The following is an 18,604-nucleotide window of genomic DNA, read 5'->3' as shown; positions in this document are numbered from 1 at the left end:
CGTCGATAGGTGACGCGTAGCCGGGTCGCACTGCTGTGCGCGCTGGGGATCGACAACTTCGGCTCAGGTCTGTTCCTCCCGTTGGCGCTGGTCTACGTGACGCAGGTGGTCGGCGTGCCGCTCGCGGTGGCGGGCACGGCGGTCACGCTGGGCACCATCGGCGGGCTCGTCGTACCGCCGCTGGCGGGCAGGCTCGTCGACCGCGTCGGGCCGCGGACCGTGGTCATCGGCGCGCAGCTGCTGCAGGCCGCCGGCGCGGGCGCGTACCTGCTCGCCGACGCCGCCGGTCCGGTCGTGGCCGCCGCGGTGCTGCTCGCCACCGGGCAGCAGCTCTTCTACAGCTCCCTGTTCGTGCTCATCGCCGACGTCGCGGGTGACGTGCAGAAGGACCGGCCGTTCGCCGAGGTGGGGATGGTGCGGGCCGGCTGCTTCGGCCTCGGTGGGCTCGTCGCGGGGGCGCTGCTGACCTGGCTCGGGGCGGGCGGGTACCGGATCGCGCTCGTCCTCGACGCCTTGACGTTCTTCGTGGCCGCGTCGATCCTCGCCCTGTTCGTCCGGCTCGCGCGGCCGCACAAGCAGCAGGACGAACGGTCGGTGAAGGTGCTGCGCGACCGGCCGTACCTCGCGTTGATCCTCTTCAGCGGGCTCTTCGGGCTCTCGCTCGACTTCTTCCTGATCGGCACGCCGGTGTTCGTGCTCGACCGGCTGCACGGCCCGGCCTGGCTGCCCGGCGCGATCCTCGCCCTGCTGACCGTGCTGACCAGCGTCGGCGGCACGCTCGCGCTGCGGCTCACCGCCCGGCTGACCCGGATCGCGGCGATGCGCGCGGGCTCCGCGCTGTTCGCCGCGTGGTGCCTGGTCACCCTCGGCGTGCTGCTCGTGCCGGACGGCTGGCAGGTCGCATACCTCCTGGTGTCGACGCTCGTCTTCGCCGCCGGCGACCTAGTCTTCGGCCCGCGTTCGGGTGCGCTCGCCGAAGCCGCGGCACCTCCGGTCGCCCGCGGGCGTTATCTGGCCGCGTACCAGTACGCGTTCACCGTGGCGCAGGTCATCGCGCCCGCCGTGGTGGCGTTGTTCTCGGTCGCGGACTGGTTACCCTGGGTGCTGGTCGGGGCGTGTGCCGGCCTCGCCGTCGCCGGGCTCGGGATGCTCGGCTCGCGCTTGCCGGCGAGCGCCGTCGCACCCGGTCAGAGTTGAGCGGAACAGACTCAAGTTTTCGTGCGTTATGGATAGTGTCAGGTCACGGTCAGGCCTGCCACCAGGACTTTTGAAGTACCGAGCATGAGGTGAGGGATGGACGCTTTCAACCCGACCACGAAGACCCAGCAGGCGATCTCGTCCGCGGCGCAGGCGGCCACCATGGCCGGCAACCCGCACGTGTCGGCCGCCCACCTGCTGGGCGCCCTGCTGGCGCAGGGTGAGGGGCTGACCGCACCGCTGCTGACCGCGGTCGGGGCCGACCCGGGGGTGGTGCACAAGGAGCTCGAGCCGCTCATCGCGGCGCTGCCGTCCGCGACCGGCGCGACGGTGTCGAGCCCGCAGTTCGACACCTTCGCCGTCAAGTCGCTGACGCGCGCGCAGAAGCTGGCGACCGAGCTGGGCGACGAGTACGTCTCGACCGAGCACCTGCTCGTCGGGCTCGCCACCGAAGGCGGCCAGGTGGCCGACCTGCTCAAGCGCCACGGCGCCACGCCGGACGCGCTGCAGGAGGCGTTCGCCAAGGTCCGCGGTTCGGCCCGGATCACCAGCGCGGACCCCGAGAGCACGTTCAAGGCGCTGGAGAAGTACGGCGTCGACCTGACCGAGCGGGCCCGCAACGGCGAGCTCGACCCGGTCATCGGCCGCGACACCGAGATCCGCCGCGTCGTGCAGGTGCTGTCTCGGCGTACGAAGAACAACCCGGTCCTGATCGGCGAGCCGGGCGTCGGCAAGACGGCCATCGTCGAGGGCCTGGCCCAGCGCATCGTCGCCGGGGACGTGCCCGAGTCGCTGCGCGGCAAGCGCGTCGTCGCCCTCGACCTCGGGTCGATGGTGGCCGGCGCGAAGTTCCGCGGCGAGTTCGAGGAGCGGCTGAAGGCCGTGCTCAAGGAGATCACCGACTCCGCGGGCGAGGTCATCACCTTCATCGACGAGCTGCACACGATCGTCGGCGCCGGCGCGACCGGCGAGGGCGGCGCGATGGACGCGGGCAACATGATCAAGCCGATGCTCGCCCGCGGCGAGCTGCGGATGGTCGGCGCGACCACCCTCGACGAGTACCGCCAGCACATCGAGAAGGACGCCGCCCTGGAGCGGCGCTTCCAGCAGGTGCTCGTCGGCGAGCCGTCGCCGGAGGACACCATCGCGATCCTGCGCGGGCTCAAGGAGCGCTACGAGGTGCACCACGGTGTCCGGATCACCGACGCCGCGCTGGTCGCCGCCGCGACGCTGTCCGACCGCTACATCACCGCGCGCTTCCTGCCGGACAAGGCCATCGACCTGGTCGACGAGGCCGCGTCCAAGCTGCGCATGGAGATCGACTCGCGGCCGGTGGAGATCGACGAGGTCGAGCGGGCCGTGCGCCGCCTGGAGATCGAGGAGATGGCGCTCTCGAAGGAGAGCGACGCCGCTTCTCTCGATCGGCTGGCGGCGTTGCGTGCGGAGCTGGCGGAGAAGCGCGAGACGCTGACCGCGCTGACCGCGCGCTGGCAGAACGAGAAGGGCTCGATCGAGCGCGTCCGCGAGCTCAAGGAGCAGCTCGAGCAGCTGCGCGGCGAGTCCGAGCGCGCCGAGCGCGACGGCGACCTCGGCAAGGCCGCCGAGCTGCGCTACGGCCGCATCCCGGCGCTGGAGAAGGAGTTCGAAGCGGCCACCGCGGCGAGCGAGGCCAGCCAGCAGAACGTGATGCTCAAGGAAGAGGTCGGCGCGGACGACGTCGCCGACGTCGTGAGCGCGTGGACCGGCATCCCGGCGGGCCGGCTGCTCGAGGGCGAGACCGGCAAGCTGCTCCGGATGGAGGAGGAGCTGACCCGGCGGGTCATCGGGCAGGCCGAGGCCGTGCAGGTCGTCGCGGACGCGGTGCGCCGCAGCCGGGCCGGCGTCGCCGACCCCGACCGCCCGACCGGCTCGTTCCTGTTCCTCGGCCCGACCGGCGTCGGCAAGACCGAGCTGGCCAAGGCGCTGGCCGAGTTCCTGTTCGACGACGAGCGCGCGATGCAGCGCATCGACATGAGCGAGTACGCCGAGAAGCACTCGGTGGCACGCCTGGTCGGTGCCCCGCCGGGGTACGTCGGCTACGACCAGGGCGGCCAGCTGACCGAGGCCGTCCGGCGGCGCCCGTACTCGGTGGTGCTGCTCGACGAGGTGGAGAAGGCCCACCCGGACGTCTTCGACGTGCTGCTGCAGGTCCTCGACGACGGGCGGCTGACCGACGGCCAGGGCCGGACGGTGGACTTCCGCAACACCATCCTGATCCTGACGTCGAACCTCGGCTCGCAGGCCATCGCCGACCCGTCGCTCGACGAGCGGCAGCGGCGTGACGCGGTGCTGTCGGTGGTCCAGCGGCAGTTCAAGCCGGAGTTCCTCAACCGGCTCGACGACATCGTCGTGTTCCACTCGCTCGGCACCGAGCAGCTGACGTCCATTGTGGACATCCAGGTCGCCCGGCTGGCGAAGCGGCTGGCCCAGCGGCGGCTGAACCTGGAGGTCACCGACGGCGCCCGCGAGTGGCTGGCGCTGAACGGCTTCGACCCGATCTACGGCGCCCGCCCGCTGCGGCGGCTGGTCCAGTCGGCGATCGGCGACAAGCTGGCGAAGGAGCTGCTGTCGGGCGAGATCCGGGACGGCGACACGGTGCGCGTCGACATCCCGGACCTGGAAGCCGGTGACTCGCTGACGGTCACCCGCGTCTGACGGCTCGTGAGTGAGAAACAGGGTTAGAACCCTGTTTCTCACTCACGACCGGCCGCGGCAGACCACTCGGGCGTGGCGTCCACAGTGGTGCGTTGTGCCGATTTGTCGACCCGGGAGCGGGGAAATGCTCCGAACGGGCTCGGCGACACGGGTACCGGCGATCATCTCTTCGGCGTAGCAGGCGATACCCTGCACGACGTGGGTATTCCGGCGTGGATCTGGTTCGTCATCGCGGCCGTCGCCCTGGTGGCGGGCCTCGGGCTGCTCGCTGCCGACCGGGCGAAGGAGGGTTCGCGCAACCGCGAGCGCATGCGCTGGGCCCAGTTGCGCGGCTGGCAGTTCGTCGAAGAGGACGAACGGCTGCCGCAGCAGTGGTCCGGCGGCGCGATCGGCTACTTCGGCGCGGACGCCGCCGTGAACGTCGTCGCGGGGTCGACCTTCACCTCCGACGGCCGCCGCCCGGTGTTCATCTTCGACATCGAGTCCGAGGGGCAGATCCCCGCGGTCGTCGTCGCCGTGCGCTGCAACAAGAAGCACCGGATCCCCATCGAGATGTGGCTGTCGAGCGTGCCGTTCCAGCGCGCCGACATGCCCGAGATGCTCGGCCCGATCGGCTCGCGCTACGCCTTCGCGGACGACGCCGACGGCGCCCGCGTCGTCATCACCCAGGAGCTCGTCGACGCCGCGGACCAGCTGGGCGGTGACGTCGGCGTGGCGTGGCTGGAGAACGAGTGGGTGCTCGCCAGCGTCGTGCCGAGCGCCGGCCCGTCACGGCTCGAGCGCCTGCTGCGCGACCTGGGCGAGATCGCGGACATCGTCGACCCGTTCGACGAGGACTACGACGCGGGCCGCCACCAGGCGAGCGCGCCGATCCCGTCCGCCGGCGGCAACCCGCCGACCCCCGCCGCCGGGACGCCGATCCCGCCGCCCGCCGACCCGCAGGACTAGAGCACCGGCTGGTCGAGCACGCTGGCCGCCAGCGTGCCGCGCAACGACGTCACGCCGCCCTGGACGTGGACCACGTGGTCGACGCCGAGGTCGCCGCTGAAGGAGCCGGACGTCGTCCTGACCAGGCCGGACGCCGGTCCGAGCTGACCGCCGAGCTCGTGCGCCTGCCCCACGTCGAGGTCACCGGCGAAGCTGCCGATGGCGTGCACTTCCGACGTCATGCCGACCGCGCCCAAAGAGCCGAGGTCGGCGGCCTGGCCGGACGAGTGGCGGGCGGCGAGCCCGCCCGTCAGGTCGCCCGTGAACAGGCCCGCGTCGAGTTGCTCGGCGTGCTCGCTCAGTGCGTCGACGCCGTTGCCCAGCCAGACGCCCTGGCGAGAGCGCTCGACCGCACCAGCGCGGTCGCCGCGTGTCGCGACCGCTTCCGACTGGTCGGCCGCCGCCCGGACGCCGCCGAGCTGCTTGCCGACGAAGTCGCGGCGGCTCGCCGACACCGTGTCGCCGTCGTTGTCGAGCGTCGTGGTGTGCCGGTGGTCGAGGGGCAGCGTGAGGTCGGCCGGCGAGGCGAGCGCGGTCGCGGGGGCCGCGAACAGGAGGGCCACGGGCGCGGCGACCTTGGGCAGGTAGCCGCTCTTGCGCCTGCTGTGCTTACCCATGCGCGGACGATAGCCCGACCGAGAATCGGGTGCACCCGGAGGCTCTGACCTGTGGGTATCGTTCACTCACATGACCACCACCGCTCTCATCACCGGCGCCACCGCGGGCATCGGCGCGCAGTTCGCGCGCACGCTCGCCGCCGAGAAGTACGACTTGGTGCTCGTCGCGCGCGACACCGCGCGGCTGGAGGCCTACGCCGCTGAGCTGCGGGAACAGCACGGGGTCGCCGTCGAGGTCCTCCCCGCCGATCTGTCCGAAGTGGACGGTCGGGCGGCCGTCGAGGAGCGGCTCGCGGCCGGCCCGGTCGACCTGCTGGTGAACAACGCCGGGTTCGGGCTCAACGGCGACTTCTGGACCATCCCGCCGGACGCGCTGCAGCGCCAGCTCGACGTCAACGTCACGGCCGTGCTGCGGCTGACCAGGGCCGTGCTGCCCGGCATGATCCAGCGCGGCCACGGCGACATCATCCAGGTCAGCAGCGTCGCGGGGTTCTTCAGCGGCCGCGGCTCGACGTACACGGCCAGCAAGAACTGGGTCACGTCGTTCACCGAAGGCATCGCGGCGTCGCTGCCCAAGGGCGTCCGGATGATGGCGCTCTGCCCCGGTTTCACCGCGACGGAGTTCCACCAACGGGCCGGCATCGGGAAACCGGGCCCGAAAATCGCCTGGCTGGGTGTCGAACAGGTGGTCGGCGAGGCGCTCGCGGACCTGCGCCGCGGCAAGGTGATCTCGGTGCCGAGCCTGCAGTACAAGGCCGTCGTCGCGATCGGCGGGCTGCTGCCGCGGGCGGTGCTGCGCCGGATCAGCGGCGGCTTCGGCGGCAAGGGCCGCACCTGAAGTAGGGCTGTCCCTACCCGCAAGACGCACGCGCGCACCAGGGTGGTGACCGGGCCGGCTCAATAGCGTTTTCCCCATGACGAACGAGGCGGTGCGGCTCGAGGCCGTGCGCAAGGAGTACGGCGGCGTGGTCGCGCTGGACGGGGTTTCGATCTCCTTCCCGCGCGGCGGGTTCACGGCGGTGATGGGCCCGTCCGGGTCGGGCAAGAGCACGTTCCTGCACTGCGCCGCCGGGCTCGACCGGCCGACGTCGGGCCGGGTCGTGCTCGACGGCCAGGACCTCGACGGCAAGAACGAGACGTACCTGACGAAGCTGCGGCGCGACCGCGTCGGCTTCGTCTTCCAGGCGTTCAACCTGCTGCCCGCGTTGACGGTCGAGCAGAACGTCGTGCTGCCGCTGCAGCTGGCGGGCAAGCGACCGGACAAGCGGCTCGTCGCGCGGATCCTCACGCACGTCGGGCTCGACGGGCGCCGCAAGCACCTGCCCGGGCAGCTCTCCGGCGGGCAGCAGCAGCGCGTCGCGATCGCGCGGGCCCTCGTCACCGACCCGGCCGTGCTGTTCGCGGACGAGCCGACCGGCGCGCTCGACACCCGCACGGCCGCCGACGTGCTCGGGCTGCTGCGCGACTCCGTCCGCTCGTCCGGCCAGACGATCATCATGGTGACGCACGACCCGGTCGCCGCGTCCTACGCCGACCAGGTCGTGTTCCTGGCCGACGGCCGGATCGCCGGCCGCCTGGCCCGGCCGACCGCGGAGGCCGTCGCCGAGCGGATGACCCACCTGGGCGCCTGGGACCGGGTGGCGGCCTGATGTTCCAGCTCGCGATGCGGACGCTGCGCCTGCGCAAGGGCGGCTTCCTGGCGACATTCGTCGCCGTGTTCTTCGGCGCGCTGATCGTCTCGGCGTGCGGTGGCCTGATGGAGACCGGCATCCGGTCCGAGACGCCGGTGCAGCGGCTGGCCGCGGCGCCGATCGTCGTCGGCGGGCAGCAAACGCTTGCGGTGCCCGAAGACGACCCGGCAACCCTCGACCCTGAGGACAAGCACAAGTACAAGAACGCCACCCTGCCCGAGCGCGTCCGGGTCGACGCCGCGCTGGCCGAACGCCTGCGCGCGGTCCCCGGCGTCACGAACGTGGTCGGCGAGGTCAGCTTCCCGGTGCAGCTCGGCGCGGCGAGCGCGCTCGGGCACGCGTGGGATTCCGCCGCGTTGACGCCGTACGCCTTGACGGGCGAAGCGCCGAAGCCGGGTGAAGTGGTCGTTGACGCCGACATGGGGATCGCCGTCGGGACCACTCTGCCCGTCGCGGCGCACGGCACCGTCGGCCAGTACCGCGTGTCCGGCGTCGCGAAGGCGCCGCAGGCCATGCGTGACTCGGCGCTGTTCTTCGCGGCTTCCGACGCGGAAAGGCTGTCCGGGCACCCCGGGCAGTTCGACGCGATCGGCGTCTTCGGCGGGGACGCGGCCGCGGTGTCGGCGGTCGTCGGCGACGCCGGGGTCGTGACGACCGACGCCGACCGCGGCGCCCTGGAGTTCCCCGAGGTGACCAAGAGCGGCGAGGACCTGATCGTGCTGGCCGCCGTCTCGGGCGGGTTGTCGGCGATGGTCATGGTGTTCGTCGTCGCGGGCACGCTCACGCTCTCGACCCAGCAGCGCCAGCGCGAACTCGCGCTGCTCCGGGCGATCGGCACCACCCCGCGCCAGCTGCGGCGGATGGTGCTGGGCGAAGCGCTCGTCGTCGGGCTGCTCGCGGTCGCCGTCGCGGTGGTGCTCGGGCCGGTGCTCGGGAACTGGCTGTTCGACCAGCTCGCGGCCAACCATGTCGTGCCGGACGTGCTGCGGTTCGGGCAGGGCTGGATCCCGGCGGTCGTCGCCGCGGGCGCGTCCCTGCTGGCCGTCTTCGCCGCGTCCTTCGTGGCCGGGCGGCGGGCTTCGAAGGTCCGGCCGACCGAGGCGCTGGCCGAGGCCGCCGTCGAACGCCGCTGGCTGACGCCGATCCGGCTGATCACCGCGATCCTCTGCTTCGCGGGCGGGACGGCGCTGGCGATCGTCACGGTCGCGGTGATGACCGGCCCGGTCGCGGCCAGCACGGCCGGCCCGGCGGTGATGCTGTGGGCGTTCGGCCTGGCGGCCATCAGCCCCGGCGTCACCAAGGTGACGGCGGTGCTGCTGCGCTGGCCGGTGGCGGCACTGAGCGGGGTCACCGGCCGGGTCGCGCTGCGCAACACCCGCGTCGGCGCGGTGCGGACGGCGGGCGCGGTCACCCCGATCATGCTCGCGGTCGGCATCGCAACCGCCAACATCTACCTGCAGACGACCCAGGAAGCCGTCTCGAACCAGGCGTACACCGAGGACCTGCGCGCGGACGCCGTCGTCGCCGGCCCGGGCGGCCTGGACCCGTCGGTGCTGGGCCGCGTGCGCGCGACCCCGGGGGTCGCGAGTGCGTCGGAGTACGTCACGAGCACGGTGTTCATCGAGAAGCCGTTCGACTCGAACCACGACGACGACGGCTGGCCCGCGCTGGGTGTCAGCGAGCTGACCGGGAACGCGATCGAGATGCCGGACACGCTGGGCCGCCACGTCGGCGACACGCTGTCGCTGCGGCTCGGCGACGGCGCGCCGGTGGACGTGCGGGTGGCCGCAGTCGTCAAGCAGCGCGCCGGGTTCGAGAAGCTCGTGCTGCCGGCCGGCCTGCTCGCCCCGCACACCACGGCCGGGCTCGCGCCGCAGCTGCTGGTGCGCGCGGCCGAAAGCGTCGACACCGCGACGCTGACTTCACGGCTGCGCGAGGCGACCGCGGGATTGCCGGTCTCGATCGGTGACCGGGACGCGCTCATCGCGGCGCACGCGAAGGGCAACGAGGTCGGCGCGTGGGTCAACTACCTGCTCGTCGGGATGATCATCGCGTACACGGTGATCTCGGTGGTCAACACGCTGGTGATGGCGACTTCCCGGCGGCGCCGCGAGTTCGGGCTGCAGCGGCTGAGCGGCTTCACCCGCGGCCAGGTGCTGCGGATGGCCGGCGTCGAAGGCGGGCTGATCGCGGCCATCGCGGTGCTGCTCGGGACGCTGGTCGCGGCGGGCTCGATCGTGCCGTTCTGCCTGGTGGTCAGCGGATCGCCGCTGCCGTCGGGTCCGCTCGCGATCTACCTGGTGGTGCTCGCGATCGCCGTGGTGCTCTCGCTCGTCGCGATCCTCGTCCCGGCCTGGGCGGCGACGCGCGGGCGTGCGGTCGACGCCACATCCATCGGGGAGTGAGCGGGGCCGTGTGTAAGACTCTCGGCCGTGGCGAACCCCGGGTTGGATCAAGCGGCGAAACTCGAACTGGCCAGGCTGGTCACCGATCTTTCCGTGGTGCACGGAAAAGTGACCTTGGCGTCGGGCAAGGAAGCCGACTACTACATCGATCTCCGGCGCGCGACGCTGCACCACGCGGCCGCGCCGCTGATCGGCAAGCTGCTGCGCCAGCTGACGGCGGACTGGGACTACGTGGCGGCGGGCGGCCTGACGCTGGGCGCCGACCCGGTCGCGCTGGCGATGCTGCACTCGGCGGCCAGCGACGGGGTCGTGCTGGACGCGTTCGTCGTCCGGAAGTCCGTCAAGCAGCACGGCATGCAGCGCCGCATCGAGGGCATGGAGGTCCGCGGCCAGCGCGTGCTGGCGGTGGAGGACACGTCGACCACGGGCGGCAGCGTGCTGGAGGCGGTCGCGGCCCTGCGTGAAGCGGGCGCGAACGTCATCGGCGTGGTGACGGTGGTCGACCGCGACACCGGGGCGCGGGAGGCCATCGAGAAGGAAGGCCTGGAGTACCGGTACATCCTGGGCAAGGACGACCTCGGCCTGGACTGAGTCGCCCGGGTGACCCGGGTCACCCACAATCGGTCCGTGACGTTTCCCGCGCGCCGGTGTCCTCCTCCCGAGGAGGTGCCGTGCCGACCACCGCTACGCCGCTCGACGACGTGACCCTCGTCGGGCGCGCCAAAGACGGCGACGTCCGGGCCTACGAACAGCTCGTGCTGCGCTACCAGGGGCCGATGTTCCGGCTCGCCGTGAAGCTGCTCGCGCACCGCGGCGACGCCGAGGACGTCGTGCAGGAGGTGTTCCTCAACGCCTGGCGGAAGCTCGGCCAGCTCGGGGACGACGCCGCGTTCGTCGGGTGGCTCTACCGGGCCACCACGAACCGGTGCCTCAACGCCATCCGCGCGCGCAAGCCGCGGGCGGACGTCGACCTCGACACCGCCGAGTCGCCGCGGACGGACCTGCGGCCGGAGCGGGCCGCGCAGGTGAACGGCCAGCTCGCGGCGTTGAACGCGGCGCTGGAACAGCTGACGCCCGAGCAACGGGCGTGCTGGCTGCTGCGGGAAGTGCACGGCCGGTCCTACGAAGAGATCGGCGAAGTCGTCGGCGCGACCGCGACCGCCGTGCGCGGCCGGATCGCGCGGGCCAGGGCCCAGCTGGCGGAGGTGATGAAGCCGTGGCGATGACGGACTACGAGCTGCCCTGCGAACGCGACGTCGAGCACGTGTGGGAGCGGCTCGACGCGGTCGGCGCCGGGCTGGCCGACGAGCACGAACTGACCTGCCCGCACTGCCGGGCCGCCCGGGAAAGCCTGCTGGCGCTGCGGGACGCGACGGCGGAACTGGCGGCCGAGGACGACGTGCCGCCCGCCTTGTTCGGCCGGATCATGTCCGCCGTGCGGGCCGAGGTGCGGCGCGGCTCCACGGTGGGGCTGCCGACGCCGGAACCGGGGTTCGTCGAGATCAGCGAGCAGGCCGTCGCGGCCGTGCTGCGGTACGCGGCGGACACCGTCGACGGCGTCCGGGCCCGGCGCTGCCGGATCCGCACGCTCGCCGAGGGCGGGGTCGAAGTCGAACTCACCCTCGCGGTGAGTCTCCGGAACGCTACCGGCGGTGCAGCGTTGACGCTGGTGCGGGAGCGGGTGAGCGCCGCGGCGGCGGCCCGGGTGGGGCTGCTGCTGGCGAAGCTCGACCTGCTGGTGGACGACGTCTACGGGGAGCCAGGGGAATGAGCGTTGAGTACGTCATCGCCGATCCGGTGATCGCCAGCGTGGCGGCGAAGGCGGCGATCACGACACCCGGCGTGGTGCGGCTCGAACCGGGCCTGCGCGGCCTGGTGACGGCGTGGACGCGCGCGGCTCGCCAACGGTGGAAGGGGCTCGACCCGGCGCCGGCCGACGGCGTCCGGGTCCGCACCGCGGACGGCCGGGTGACGGTCGAGGTCGACCTGGTCACGTCGGCGGCCGACCAGGCCGCGGCGGTGGGCCGGGCGGTCCAGCGCTCGGTCGGCCGGTTCGTGACCGAGCAGACCGGGCTGGCCGTCGCCGGGGTCGCGGTGTCCATCCTGGACATCGAGCCCCGGTGACCGGCGCCGAAGCCGTCGAGAAGATCGTCGGCGCCCTCGAAACCGTGGCCGGCCTCCGCCCCGCGACCCCGCTCTCCCCCGGGACGCCGTGGCTGCCGGTGGACCGGGCCGTCGACCTCTCGGCGGAGATCGTCGAGATCCGCCTCATCGCGACGCGACTGCCGATCCCGCCGTTGCTGGAGCGGGCCGCGGCGGCGGTGCGCCCGGTGCTCGCCGGCACGGAATGGGCGGACGCGCGGCTGCGGCTGGTCGTCACGGACCTCGACGGTGCGGCCTTCGGGAGACCCACGTCACAGTGATCGTCTCCCGGCCCCGGGGTCCTTGCCTACGAAGGGATCGAGACATCCAGGGAGGACCACGATGACCGCGACGGCCGAGAAGACCGAGACCACCGCTCTCGTCACCAAGCAGGGCACCACCACGATCGCCGACACCGTCGTGCAGAAGATCGCCGGGCTCGCCGCGCGCGAGGTCGGTGGCGTGCACGACCTCGGTGGCGGCGCGGCGCGCGCGTTCGGTGCGCTGCGCGACCGCATCCCGGGCGCGTCGGCCAGTGCCGGCCAGGGCGTCTCGGTCGAGGTCGGCGAAAAGCAGGCCGCCGTCGACCTCCAGATCCTCGTCGACTACGGCGTCGCCATCGCCGACCTCGCGCGGTCGGTGCGCCGCAACGTCGTCACCTCGATCGAGCGGATGACCGGGCTGCAGGTCGTCGAGGTGAACATCACCGTCAACGACGTCCACCTGCCCGGCGACGAGGCACCCGCGCCGGCCGACCGGGTGAGCTGATCCGGCGTACCGTCGAGGGGGTGGAAGAGCCGTCGAAGCCCGACGAGCCGCCGGACCGGCCCGGGCACCAGCCGCCGTGGAAGAAGCCGCAGCCGTACCCGCACGAGGAGCCGACGCAGTACCCCGCGAAGCGTCCGCCGGAGTTCCCACCGGGTGTGACCCCTCCGTCACCGCCGAGGTGATCGGGTTGCTCCGCAGGGTTGAACATCACACAGCCGGGCACTCTTAGGGGCGGCCGAATCCGATCAGCGGAGTAAAGTCGCTGGTAGGGGGTTCGGTGAAGGGGGCGTGTGGTGGCGAAGTTCCTGGCGGACGTGACCGTCGCGGTACACATTCTGGCCCTGCTGCTCATCGGTTTCGGCGGCTTCGTCGCCTGGCGGTGGCCCAAGCTGATCTTCGTGCACCTGCTGGGCGTGGCCTGGGGTGTCCTGGTCAACGTGGCGCCGGTGCCGTGCCCGTTCACCGCGCTGGAGAACTTCTTCCGGCACCAGCAGGGCCTCGGTGACCTGCCCGGCGGCTTCAACGCCTACTACCTCTACGACACGGTCTTCCCGCGCTCGTGGCTGCCGGTGATCGGCGTCGTCGCGATCGCGGTGGTCGGCTACTCGTACCTCGGCGTCTACCACCGCTGGCGCCACCGCGACCACGCCGAGGACGCCCGGACCCACCGGGTCCGCCTGGGCTGAGCGACAATCGGGGGGTGAGCACCTCCCCCGACGCCGGACCCACCGAGTGGGTGGCCCGCGAAGAGGTCGGCGTCGGCCCGTGGCCGGGCGAGTGGCCGTCGGACGAGCGGTACGACCCGGACCTGCTGCGTGACGGCGACCGCCGCAACGTCGTGGACGCCTACCGCTACTGGCGCCGCGAGGCGATCGTGTCCGATGTGGACGCTCGCCGGCACCCGTTCCACGTCGCCATCGAGAACTTCCAGCACGACCACAACATCGGCACGGTGGTCCGCACGGCGAACGCCTTCGCGGCGGCGGAGGTGCACATCGTCGGCCGCCGCCGCTGGAACCGCCGCGGCGCGATGGTGACCGACCGCTACCAGCACCTCCGCCACCACGACGACGTCTCCGGTTTGGTGTCGTTCGCGTCGGACCACGGTCTCGCCGTCGTCGCGGTGGACAACACCCCGGGGTCGCAGCCGGTCGAGACGGCGGACATCCCGCACGAGTGCGTGCTGCTGTTCGGCCAGGAGGGCCCGGGGTTGTCGGCCGAAGCGCAGGAAGCGGCTTCGCTGGTGGTGTCGATCGCCCAGTTCGGGACGACCCGGTCGATCAACGCGGGTGTCGCGGCGGGGATCGTCATGCACGCGTGGATCCGGCAGCACGCCGACCTGTCGACGGCCTGGTAGTCAGAGCCCCCAGCCCCAGCGCAGCTGCACCACGCCCGACGCGTTGTTGGTCGCCAGGCCGCTGCCGCTCTGCCGCGTGATCGAGTAGGTGTCGCCGGAGCGCAGGCCGGGCCAGTAGACGACGCCGATCTGCCGGGACCGCGCGAGGTCGGTGGTGGCGGCGAAGTACGCGGTGAAGTTGTTGCCGTCCTGGTGACCCGCCGAGTAGTCCAGCCCGGTCGTCATCGGGGCGCCGGCCTCGTCGATGACCGTGCGGCCGGAGTACGACCCGAGCCGGTTGCTCAGGTTGGTGGTCCACGCCGCGCGGGTGGTGTCGGAGGCCCAGAAGCCGTAGAAGTGCAGCGACAGCAGCGTGCCGTTCAACGCGCTCGCCGCGCCGACGCCGGTGACGTTGTCGTTGTAGCCGGTGCCGCTGATCAGGACCCGGCCGCGCGGGATGGCCGAATGCCGGGACAGCCAGGTCGAGCAGAGCGAAACCCAGGCGGTCAGGCTGTAGCCGAACGGCTCGTTCATCGGCTCGAAGTAGACGTTCGCGTTGCCGCCGTAGTCGCCGGTGACCTTGTCCCACATGGTGTTCCACGCGGTGACGTCGTCGACGAACCCGTCCTTGTTCGCCTCCCAGTACCCGAAGATGACCTTCATCCCGTGGGCCAGCGCCGAGTCGGCGGCGCCCCGGTACCGCGCCCACCAGTCCGAGTTCACGCTCTGCGGGTTGATCGGCAGTCGCACGGTGTTCGCGCCGAGCTGCTGCTGGAAGCCGGTGAGGATGCCGTCCGCCTTGGTGCGGACGACGTCGTAGCTGTCACCCGCGGTGAGGCCGGTCGGGATGACCCAGCCGTCCACGTAGTTGTCGCGGGCGTCGGCCCAGTTCACGCCGCGGAACGCGTTCGTCGCGGCGGACGCGCTGTGGGGGACGGCGAAGAGGGGAACGAGCAGGAGGGCGAGCAGGCAGTGACGAAGGCGGGTCATGCGAACTCCGATGTCCGATGATCGATGTTCACGTCAACATGCCTGGCCGAGAATCCTCCCGGACCCCGGCCGGTGTCAAGCGTCAGGCGGGGGCGACCTCGACCGGGATGCCGTTCAGCACCGAGGTCCCCGACGGCACGTCGAGCAGCGTCTCGTCCGCGACCAGGTTCGAATTGACCCCCGGGTGCGCGCTCGCCACGCGGGTCCGCGCGCCTTCGACGTCGTGGCCCCAGCCGTGCGGGATGCTGACCACGCCGGGACGGACCTCGTCCGTCACCTCCACCGGCACCTCCAGCTTGCCGGCGCGCGAGGTCACCGACGCCAGCGCGCCGTCGGTGAGGCCCAGGCGCGAAGCGTCGGCGGGGTGGACCAGGACCGTGCAGCGGTTCCCGCCGCGGATCAGCGGCTCGAGGTTGTGCATCCACGAGTTGTTCGAGCTCAGGTGGCGCCGCCCGATCAGCAGCAGACCATCGTCCTGCTTCGCCAGGTCCTCGCGCAGCCGCGGGACGTCCGCGACGATCGTTTCCGGCGCCAGCTCGATCCGGCCGGACGCCGTGCACAGCACCTCCGGGATCCGCGGCTTCAGCGGCCCGAAGTCCATCCCGTGCGGCGCGGCTTCGAGGTCGGCGAGCGTGACGTCGTACGGCCCGGCGCGCAGCAGCAGGTCGACCAACCGCGCGGGCCCGGTGCGCTCGCTGGTGACGTCGAGCTTGTTCCGGCGGGCGACGTCGGCGGCGACGAAGTCGTCCAGCGCCGCGACGTCCGCTTCGGGGCCCTGACCGGTGACGATGCCGGTCAGCCGCAGCATCGTCTCCCACTCCTGCGGCAGCCGCGACGGCAGCGTCGCCGGCGTCCAGTTCGCGACGTTGCGCACCGACAGCTGGTAGAACGCCAGGTCGAAGTGGGGCCGCTCGAGCGGTGACGGGCCGGGCAGGATGACGTCGGCCCGGCGGGACGTCTCGTTGAGGTAGACGTCGACCGAGACCATGAAGTCGAGGCTGTCGAGCGCCGCGGCGAGCCGCCCGGCGTTCGGCGTGCTCAGGCAGGGGTTGCCGCTGACTGTGATCAGGGCGCGGACCTGGCCTTCTCCCGGGGTTTCGATCTCGTCGGCGAGCGTCGCGACCGGCAGTTCGCCGACCACCTCGGGGTAGCCGCGCACGCGGCTGCGCCAGCGTCCGACCGCGAACGGCCGCCGGTTCCCGGTGGGCTGGCACGCGGCCAGCGGGAACATCGCGCCGCCGGGTGCGTCGAGGTTGCCGGTGAGCACGTTGAGGACGTCGACGAGCCAGCTCGCGACCGTGCCGAACGACTGCGTGGTGGTGCCGATCCGGCCGTAGACCACGGCGTTCTCGGTGGCCAGCTCCAGCGCCATCCGGCGGATCTCGGCCGCGTCGATGCCGGTGCGCGGGGCGACGGCTTCCGGCGTGAAGGGCTGGGCCAGCTCGCGGACGTCGTCGAGGCCGTTGAGGTGTTCGGCCAGGCGGCCGGGTGCGACGCGGTTTTCCGCGAACAGCACGTTGACCAGCGCGAACAGCAGCAGCGCGTCGGTGCCGGGCCGGATGGCGTGGTGCTCGTCGGCGAACGCGGCGGTGCGGGTGCGCCGCGGGTCGACGACCACGATCTTGCCGCCGCGCTCGCGGATCCCGCGCAGCCGGCCGCGGATGTCCGGCGCGGTCATCAGGCTGCCGTTGGAGACGAGCGGGTTGGCGCCGAGGATCAGCAGGTGGCGCGTCCGGTCGAGGTCGGGCACGGGGATGGCGAGCGGGTCGCCGAACATGGTGCCGGCCGAGTAGTGCTTCGGCATCTGGTCGACCGAGGTCGCGCTGTAGAAGTTCTTGGTGCCCAACGCTTTGTAGAGCACGCGGCCGTAGAGCGTCAGCGCGATGTTGTGCACGCCGGGGTTGCCCGCGTACACGGCGACGGCGTCCCGGCCGTGCTCCTCGAGGATCGGCGGGAGGCGGCGGTCGATCTCGTCGAAGGCCTCCTGCCAGCTGACCTCGACGAACTCGCCGTCGCGCTTGAGCAGCGGCGCGGTCAGCCGGTCGGGGTCGTGGTGCAGCGCCCCGAGCGACGCACCCTTCGGGCAGATGTAGCCCTTCGAGAAGAGGTCGTTCTGGTCGCCCGTCACCCGGGTGACCTGCTGGTTCGCATCCAGCGTCACTTCGAGGCCGCAGGTGGCTTCGCACAGCGGGCAGGTCACGTGGGCCGTCGTCATGACAGCCCAACATACCGAGCGGTATGTCGATGGGCAAGGCACGATTGCGACATGGACGTCTCGGCCGCCGAACGCGCGGTGACTGCACGGCACCTGCGCCGGGTGTGGGGCCTGCCCGGCACGGTCCTCGGCCGCAGCGGCTGGCCCCCGTCGCCCGGCCAGCGGCTGCACTGGCACTGGAACTACTGGTGGCAGGCGCACCTGCTGGACACGCTGGTCGACGCCCAGCTGCGTGCCGCTTCACCCGAGCGGCTGGCCTTGCTCCGGTCGTTCGTGCGTTCGGTGCGGCTGCGCAACTTCGGCCGCTGGACCAACGACTACTACGACGACATCGCGTGGCTCGGCCTTGCGCTGCAACGGGTTCAGTCCCTCGGCGTCGACGTCGGCCCGGCGCTGGCGGCGATCGACACGCAGCTGCTGTCGGGCTGGACGTCCGCGGCGGGCGGCGGCATCTGGTGGCGCCGCGGCGACGACTTCAAGAACGCCCCGGCCAACGGCCCGGCGGCGATCTTCCACGCACGGTCGGGAAACCTGTCCCGGGCGCGCGAGATGACGGACTGGCTGACGTCCACTTTGGTCGATCCGGCGACAGGTCTCGTCTGGGACGGCATCCGTGCGGACACCGGCGAGCTGGTGAAGCACATTTACACGTACTGCCAAGGGGTTTACCTCGGCGCGTGTCTCGAACTGTCCGAACTGGACTATGCGGCCCGGACGGTCCGGGCGGTCGCGCAACACTGCGCCCCGGGCGGCGTGATCCGCGGCCAAGGCGGTGGCGACGGCGGACTGTTCGGCGCGATCCTGGCCCGGTACCTGGCGTTGGCGGCGCGTGCGTTGCCCGGCCCGGAGGGATCGGTGGCGCGCGACCTGGTCCTGACGTCGGCGGAGGCGTGCTGGTCGGGAGCCGCGGAAGGGCCGGTGTTCAGCGCGTACTGGGACCGCCCGGCACCGTGGCCGTTGCCGGCGGACGCGCCGGAACGGGACCTGTCGGTGCAGGTGGGCGGCTGGATGCTCCTGGAAGCCGCGGCGACGCTGTCACCAGACGTCGCCGGCCCGCCAGTCGGCGGTTAGCTCCCCGTCCAGGTCGAGCGGCGCCCGGCCGGGGAAGACGTAGACCCCGCCGTCGTCGTCCTCGGTGCGCTGGACCCCAGCAGGGGTCAGGGCGAAAGTCGGCCCGCGCCACTGCTGCCAGCCGCGTCCCGCGTAGAGCGGCGCCCCGGCCCTGCTCGCGCTCAGCGCGCCCACCTCGTAGCCGGGCAGCAGCTCCTCCATCGCCGCCATCAACGCGCTCGCGACCCCGCGCCGCCGGTGGTCCGGGTGCACCGCGACGCCCTCGACGTAGCCCGTGTTCAGCACCCGGCCGCCGTGCAGCAGCCGGCGTTGCACCAGTGAGGCGTGGCCGATCAGCTCGTCGCCCTCGTAGGTGAGGGCGTGCATGCCGCCGAGGGTGTTTTCCCAGCCCGGTGGATCGAAGTCCGGGAACGCGCCTTCGAGCAGGGCCCGGACGGCGAGCAGGTCGGCGGCCGGCAGCTGGGCGGTGTGCGCGAGTCTGACCACCCCGC

19 protein-coding genes are annotated in these 18,604 nt (G+C 72.2%); 15 read left to right on the top strand and 4 right to left on the bottom strand.

From position 1 onward, the window contains the following. Window positions 1-9 precede the first annotated feature (9 nt). From AB0J40_RS05660 to AB0J40_RS05650, 3 genes are all read left to right on the top strand, one after another. Entirely contained in the window at window positions 10-1,197 is a 1,188-nt protein-coding gene (locus AB0J40_RS05660) for an MFS transporter (RefSeq protein ID WP_364448067.1), read from the top strand. Between the two features lie 96 nt (window positions 1,198-1,293). Then, on the top strand, window positions 1,294-3,891 hold the full coding sequence (gene clpB, locus AB0J40_RS05655) for an ATP-dependent chaperone ClpB (RefSeq protein ID WP_364448063.1): 2,598 nt from the start codon (window positions 1,294-1,296) through the stop codon (window positions 3,889-3,891). A 198-nt stretch (window positions 3,892-4,089) separates the two neighbouring features. After that, window positions 4,090-4,839, top strand: coding sequence for a hypothetical protein (locus AB0J40_RS05650; protein ID WP_364448060.1), 750 nt, complete (start codon window positions 4,090-4,092; stop codon window positions 4,837-4,839). Here the strand turns inward: AB0J40_RS05650 and AB0J40_RS05645 are convergent. Beyond that, window positions 4,836-5,495 carry a hypothetical protein gene (locus AB0J40_RS05645; protein WP_364448057.1) on the bottom strand — a complete coding sequence of 220 codons (660 nt, stop codon included), beginning with the start codon at window positions 5,493-5,495 and terminating at the stop codon, window positions 4,836-4,838. The two genes, AB0J40_RS05650 and AB0J40_RS05645, sit on opposite strands and share 4 nt — an antisense overlap. Window positions 5,496-5,565: 70 nt before the next feature. On the opposite strand from AB0J40_RS05645, the gene AB0J40_RS05640 reads away from it, so the two are divergent. From AB0J40_RS05640 to AB0J40_RS05590, 11 genes are all read left to right on the top strand, one after another. Next, the gene (locus tag AB0J40_RS05640; protein ID WP_364448054.1) at window positions 5,566-6,333 is read left to right on the top strand and encodes an SDR family oxidoreductase; all 768 of its coding nucleotides are present in this window, start codon (window positions 5,566-5,568) and stop codon (window positions 6,331-6,333) included. A 76-nt stretch (window positions 6,334-6,409) separates the two neighbouring features. Then, on the top strand, window positions 6,410-7,144 hold the full coding sequence (locus AB0J40_RS05635; protein WP_364448051.1) for an ABC transporter ATP-binding protein: 735 nt from the start codon (window positions 6,410-6,412) through the stop codon (window positions 7,142-7,144). Beyond that, the gene (locus AB0J40_RS05630) at window positions 7,144-9,591 is read left to right on the top strand and encodes an ABC transporter permease (protein ID WP_364448049.1); all 2,448 of its coding nucleotides are present in this window, start codon (window positions 7,144-7,146) and stop codon (window positions 9,589-9,591) included. The genes AB0J40_RS05635 and AB0J40_RS05630 overlap by 1 nt, the downstream gene beginning before the upstream one ends. 27 nt (window positions 9,592-9,618) lie before the next feature. Further along, complete coding sequence (pyrE, locus tag AB0J40_RS05625) at window positions 9,619-10,182, top strand: orotate phosphoribosyltransferase (protein ID WP_176174031.1); 564 nt, start codon at window positions 9,619-9,621, stop codon at window positions 10,180-10,182. A gap of 80 nt (window positions 10,183-10,262) precedes the next feature. Further along, window positions 10,263-10,817 (top strand): sigma-70 family RNA polymerase sigma factor, encoded by a 555-nt coding sequence (locus AB0J40_RS05620; RefSeq protein WP_364448047.1) that lies wholly within the window; start codon window positions 10,263-10,265, stop codon window positions 10,815-10,817. Continuing rightward, window positions 10,808-11,362, top strand: a complete 555-nt coding sequence (locus tag AB0J40_RS05615; RefSeq protein WP_364448045.1) for an Asp23/Gls24 family envelope stress response protein — start codon at window positions 10,808-10,810, stop codon at window positions 11,360-11,362. The genes AB0J40_RS05620 and AB0J40_RS05615 overlap by 10 nt, the downstream gene beginning before the upstream one ends. Further along, on the top strand, window positions 11,359-11,715 hold the full coding sequence (locus tag AB0J40_RS05610; RefSeq protein ID WP_364448042.1) for an Asp23/Gls24 family envelope stress response protein: 357 nt from the start codon (window positions 11,359-11,361) through the stop codon (window positions 11,713-11,715). Before AB0J40_RS05615 ends, AB0J40_RS05610 begins: the two co-directional genes overlap by 4 nt. After that, window positions 11,712-12,014, top strand: coding sequence for a hypothetical protein (locus AB0J40_RS05605; RefSeq protein WP_364448039.1), 303 nt, complete (start codon window positions 11,712-11,714; stop codon window positions 12,012-12,014). The genes AB0J40_RS05610 and AB0J40_RS05605 overlap by 4 nt, the downstream gene beginning before the upstream one ends. Window positions 12,015-12,075: 61 nt before the next feature. Next, window positions 12,076-12,501, top strand: a complete 426-nt coding sequence (locus AB0J40_RS05600; protein ID WP_364448037.1) for an Asp23/Gls24 family envelope stress response protein — start codon at window positions 12,076-12,078, stop codon at window positions 12,499-12,501. 293 nt (window positions 12,502-12,794) lie between these two features. Next, window positions 12,795-13,187: a DUF2784 domain-containing protein gene (locus tag AB0J40_RS05595; RefSeq protein WP_364448035.1), complete on the top strand. Its 393-nt coding sequence runs from the start codon at window positions 12,795-12,797 to the stop codon at window positions 13,185-13,187. A gap of 14 nt (window positions 13,188-13,201) precedes the next feature. Continuing rightward, on the top strand, window positions 13,202-13,858 hold the full coding sequence (locus AB0J40_RS05590; protein WP_364448032.1) for an RNA methyltransferase: 657 nt from the start codon (window positions 13,202-13,204) through the stop codon (window positions 13,856-13,858). On the opposite strand, the gene AB0J40_RS05585 is transcribed toward AB0J40_RS05590, so the two are convergent. Both AB0J40_RS05585 and AB0J40_RS05580 read right to left on the bottom strand, forming a co-directional pair. Further along, a complete protein-coding gene (locus AB0J40_RS05585) occupies window positions 13,859-14,827 on the bottom strand; it encodes a cellulase family glycosylhydrolase (protein ID WP_364448030.1) in 969 nt (322 codons plus the stop codon). It abuts the gene before it with no gap. An 82-nt stretch (window positions 14,828-14,909) separates the two neighbouring features. Further along, window positions 14,910-17,042, bottom strand: a complete 2,133-nt coding sequence (locus AB0J40_RS05580) for a molybdopterin oxidoreductase family protein (RefSeq protein ID WP_364448028.1) — start codon at window positions 17,040-17,042, stop codon at window positions 14,910-14,912. 51 nt (window positions 17,043-17,093) lie between these two features. Between AB0J40_RS05580 and AB0J40_RS05575 the strand changes: the two genes are divergently transcribed. Continuing rightward, entirely contained in the window at window positions 17,094-18,113 is a 1,020-nt protein-coding gene (locus tag AB0J40_RS05575; RefSeq protein WP_364448026.1) for a glycoside hydrolase family 76 protein, read from the top strand. On the opposite strand, the gene AB0J40_RS05570 is transcribed toward AB0J40_RS05575, so the two are convergent. Beyond that, window positions 18,078-18,599 carry a GNAT family N-acetyltransferase gene (locus tag AB0J40_RS05570; RefSeq protein WP_364448024.1) on the bottom strand — a complete coding sequence of 174 codons (522 nt, stop codon included), beginning with the start codon at window positions 18,597-18,599 and terminating at the stop codon, window positions 18,078-18,080. The two genes, AB0J40_RS05575 and AB0J40_RS05570, sit on opposite strands and share 36 nt — an antisense overlap. Window positions 18,600-18,604 lie beyond the last annotated feature (5 nt).

This window comes from Amycolatopsis sp. NPDC049691, from assembly GCF_040675005.1.
Taxonomy (GTDB): Bacteria; Actinomycetota; Actinomycetes; order Mycobacteriales; family Pseudonocardiaceae; genus Amycolatopsis.
This window is presented reverse-complemented; position numbering and strand designations above follow the sequence as displayed.

Excerpts from the sequence above, each read along its gene's own strand:
- AB0J40_RS05610 (WP_364448042.1), top strand. The coding sequence starts at position 11,359 with ATGAGCGTTGAGTACGTCATCGCCGATCCGGTGATCGCCAGCGTGGCG.
- AB0J40_RS05585 (WP_364448030.1), bottom strand. The coding sequence starts at position 14,827 with ATGACCCGCCTTCGTCACTGCCTGCTCGCCCTCCTGCTCGTTCCCCTC.
- AB0J40_RS05600 (WP_364448037.1), top strand. The coding sequence starts at position 12,076 with ATGACCGCGACGGCCGAGAAGACCGAGACCACCGCTCTCGTCACCAAG.
- AB0J40_RS05635 (WP_364448051.1), top strand. The coding sequence starts at position 6,410 with ATGACGAACGAGGCGGTGCGGCTCGAGGCCGTGCGCAAGGAGTACGGC.
- AB0J40_RS05575 (WP_364448026.1), top strand. The coding sequence starts at position 17,094 with ATGGACGTCTCGGCCGCCGAACGCGCGGTGACTGCACGGCACCTGCGC.
- AB0J40_RS05580 (WP_364448028.1), bottom strand. The coding sequence starts at position 17,042 with ATGACGACGGCCCACGTGACCTGCCCGCTGTGCGAAGCCACCTGCGGC.
- AB0J40_RS05630 (WP_364448049.1), top strand. The coding sequence starts at position 7,144 with ATGTTCCAGCTCGCGATGCGGACGCTGCGCCTGCGCAAGGGCGGCTTC.
- AB0J40_RS05640 (WP_364448054.1), top strand. The coding sequence starts at position 5,566 with ATGACCACCACCGCTCTCATCACCGGCGCCACCGCGGGCATCGGCGCG.
- AB0J40_RS05645 (WP_364448057.1), bottom strand. The coding sequence starts at position 5,495 with ATGGGTAAGCACAGCAGGCGCAAGAGCGGCTACCTGCCCAAGGTCGCC.
- clpB (WP_364448063.1), top strand. The coding sequence starts at position 1,294 with ATGGACGCTTTCAACCCGACCACGAAGACCCAGCAGGCGATCTCGTCC.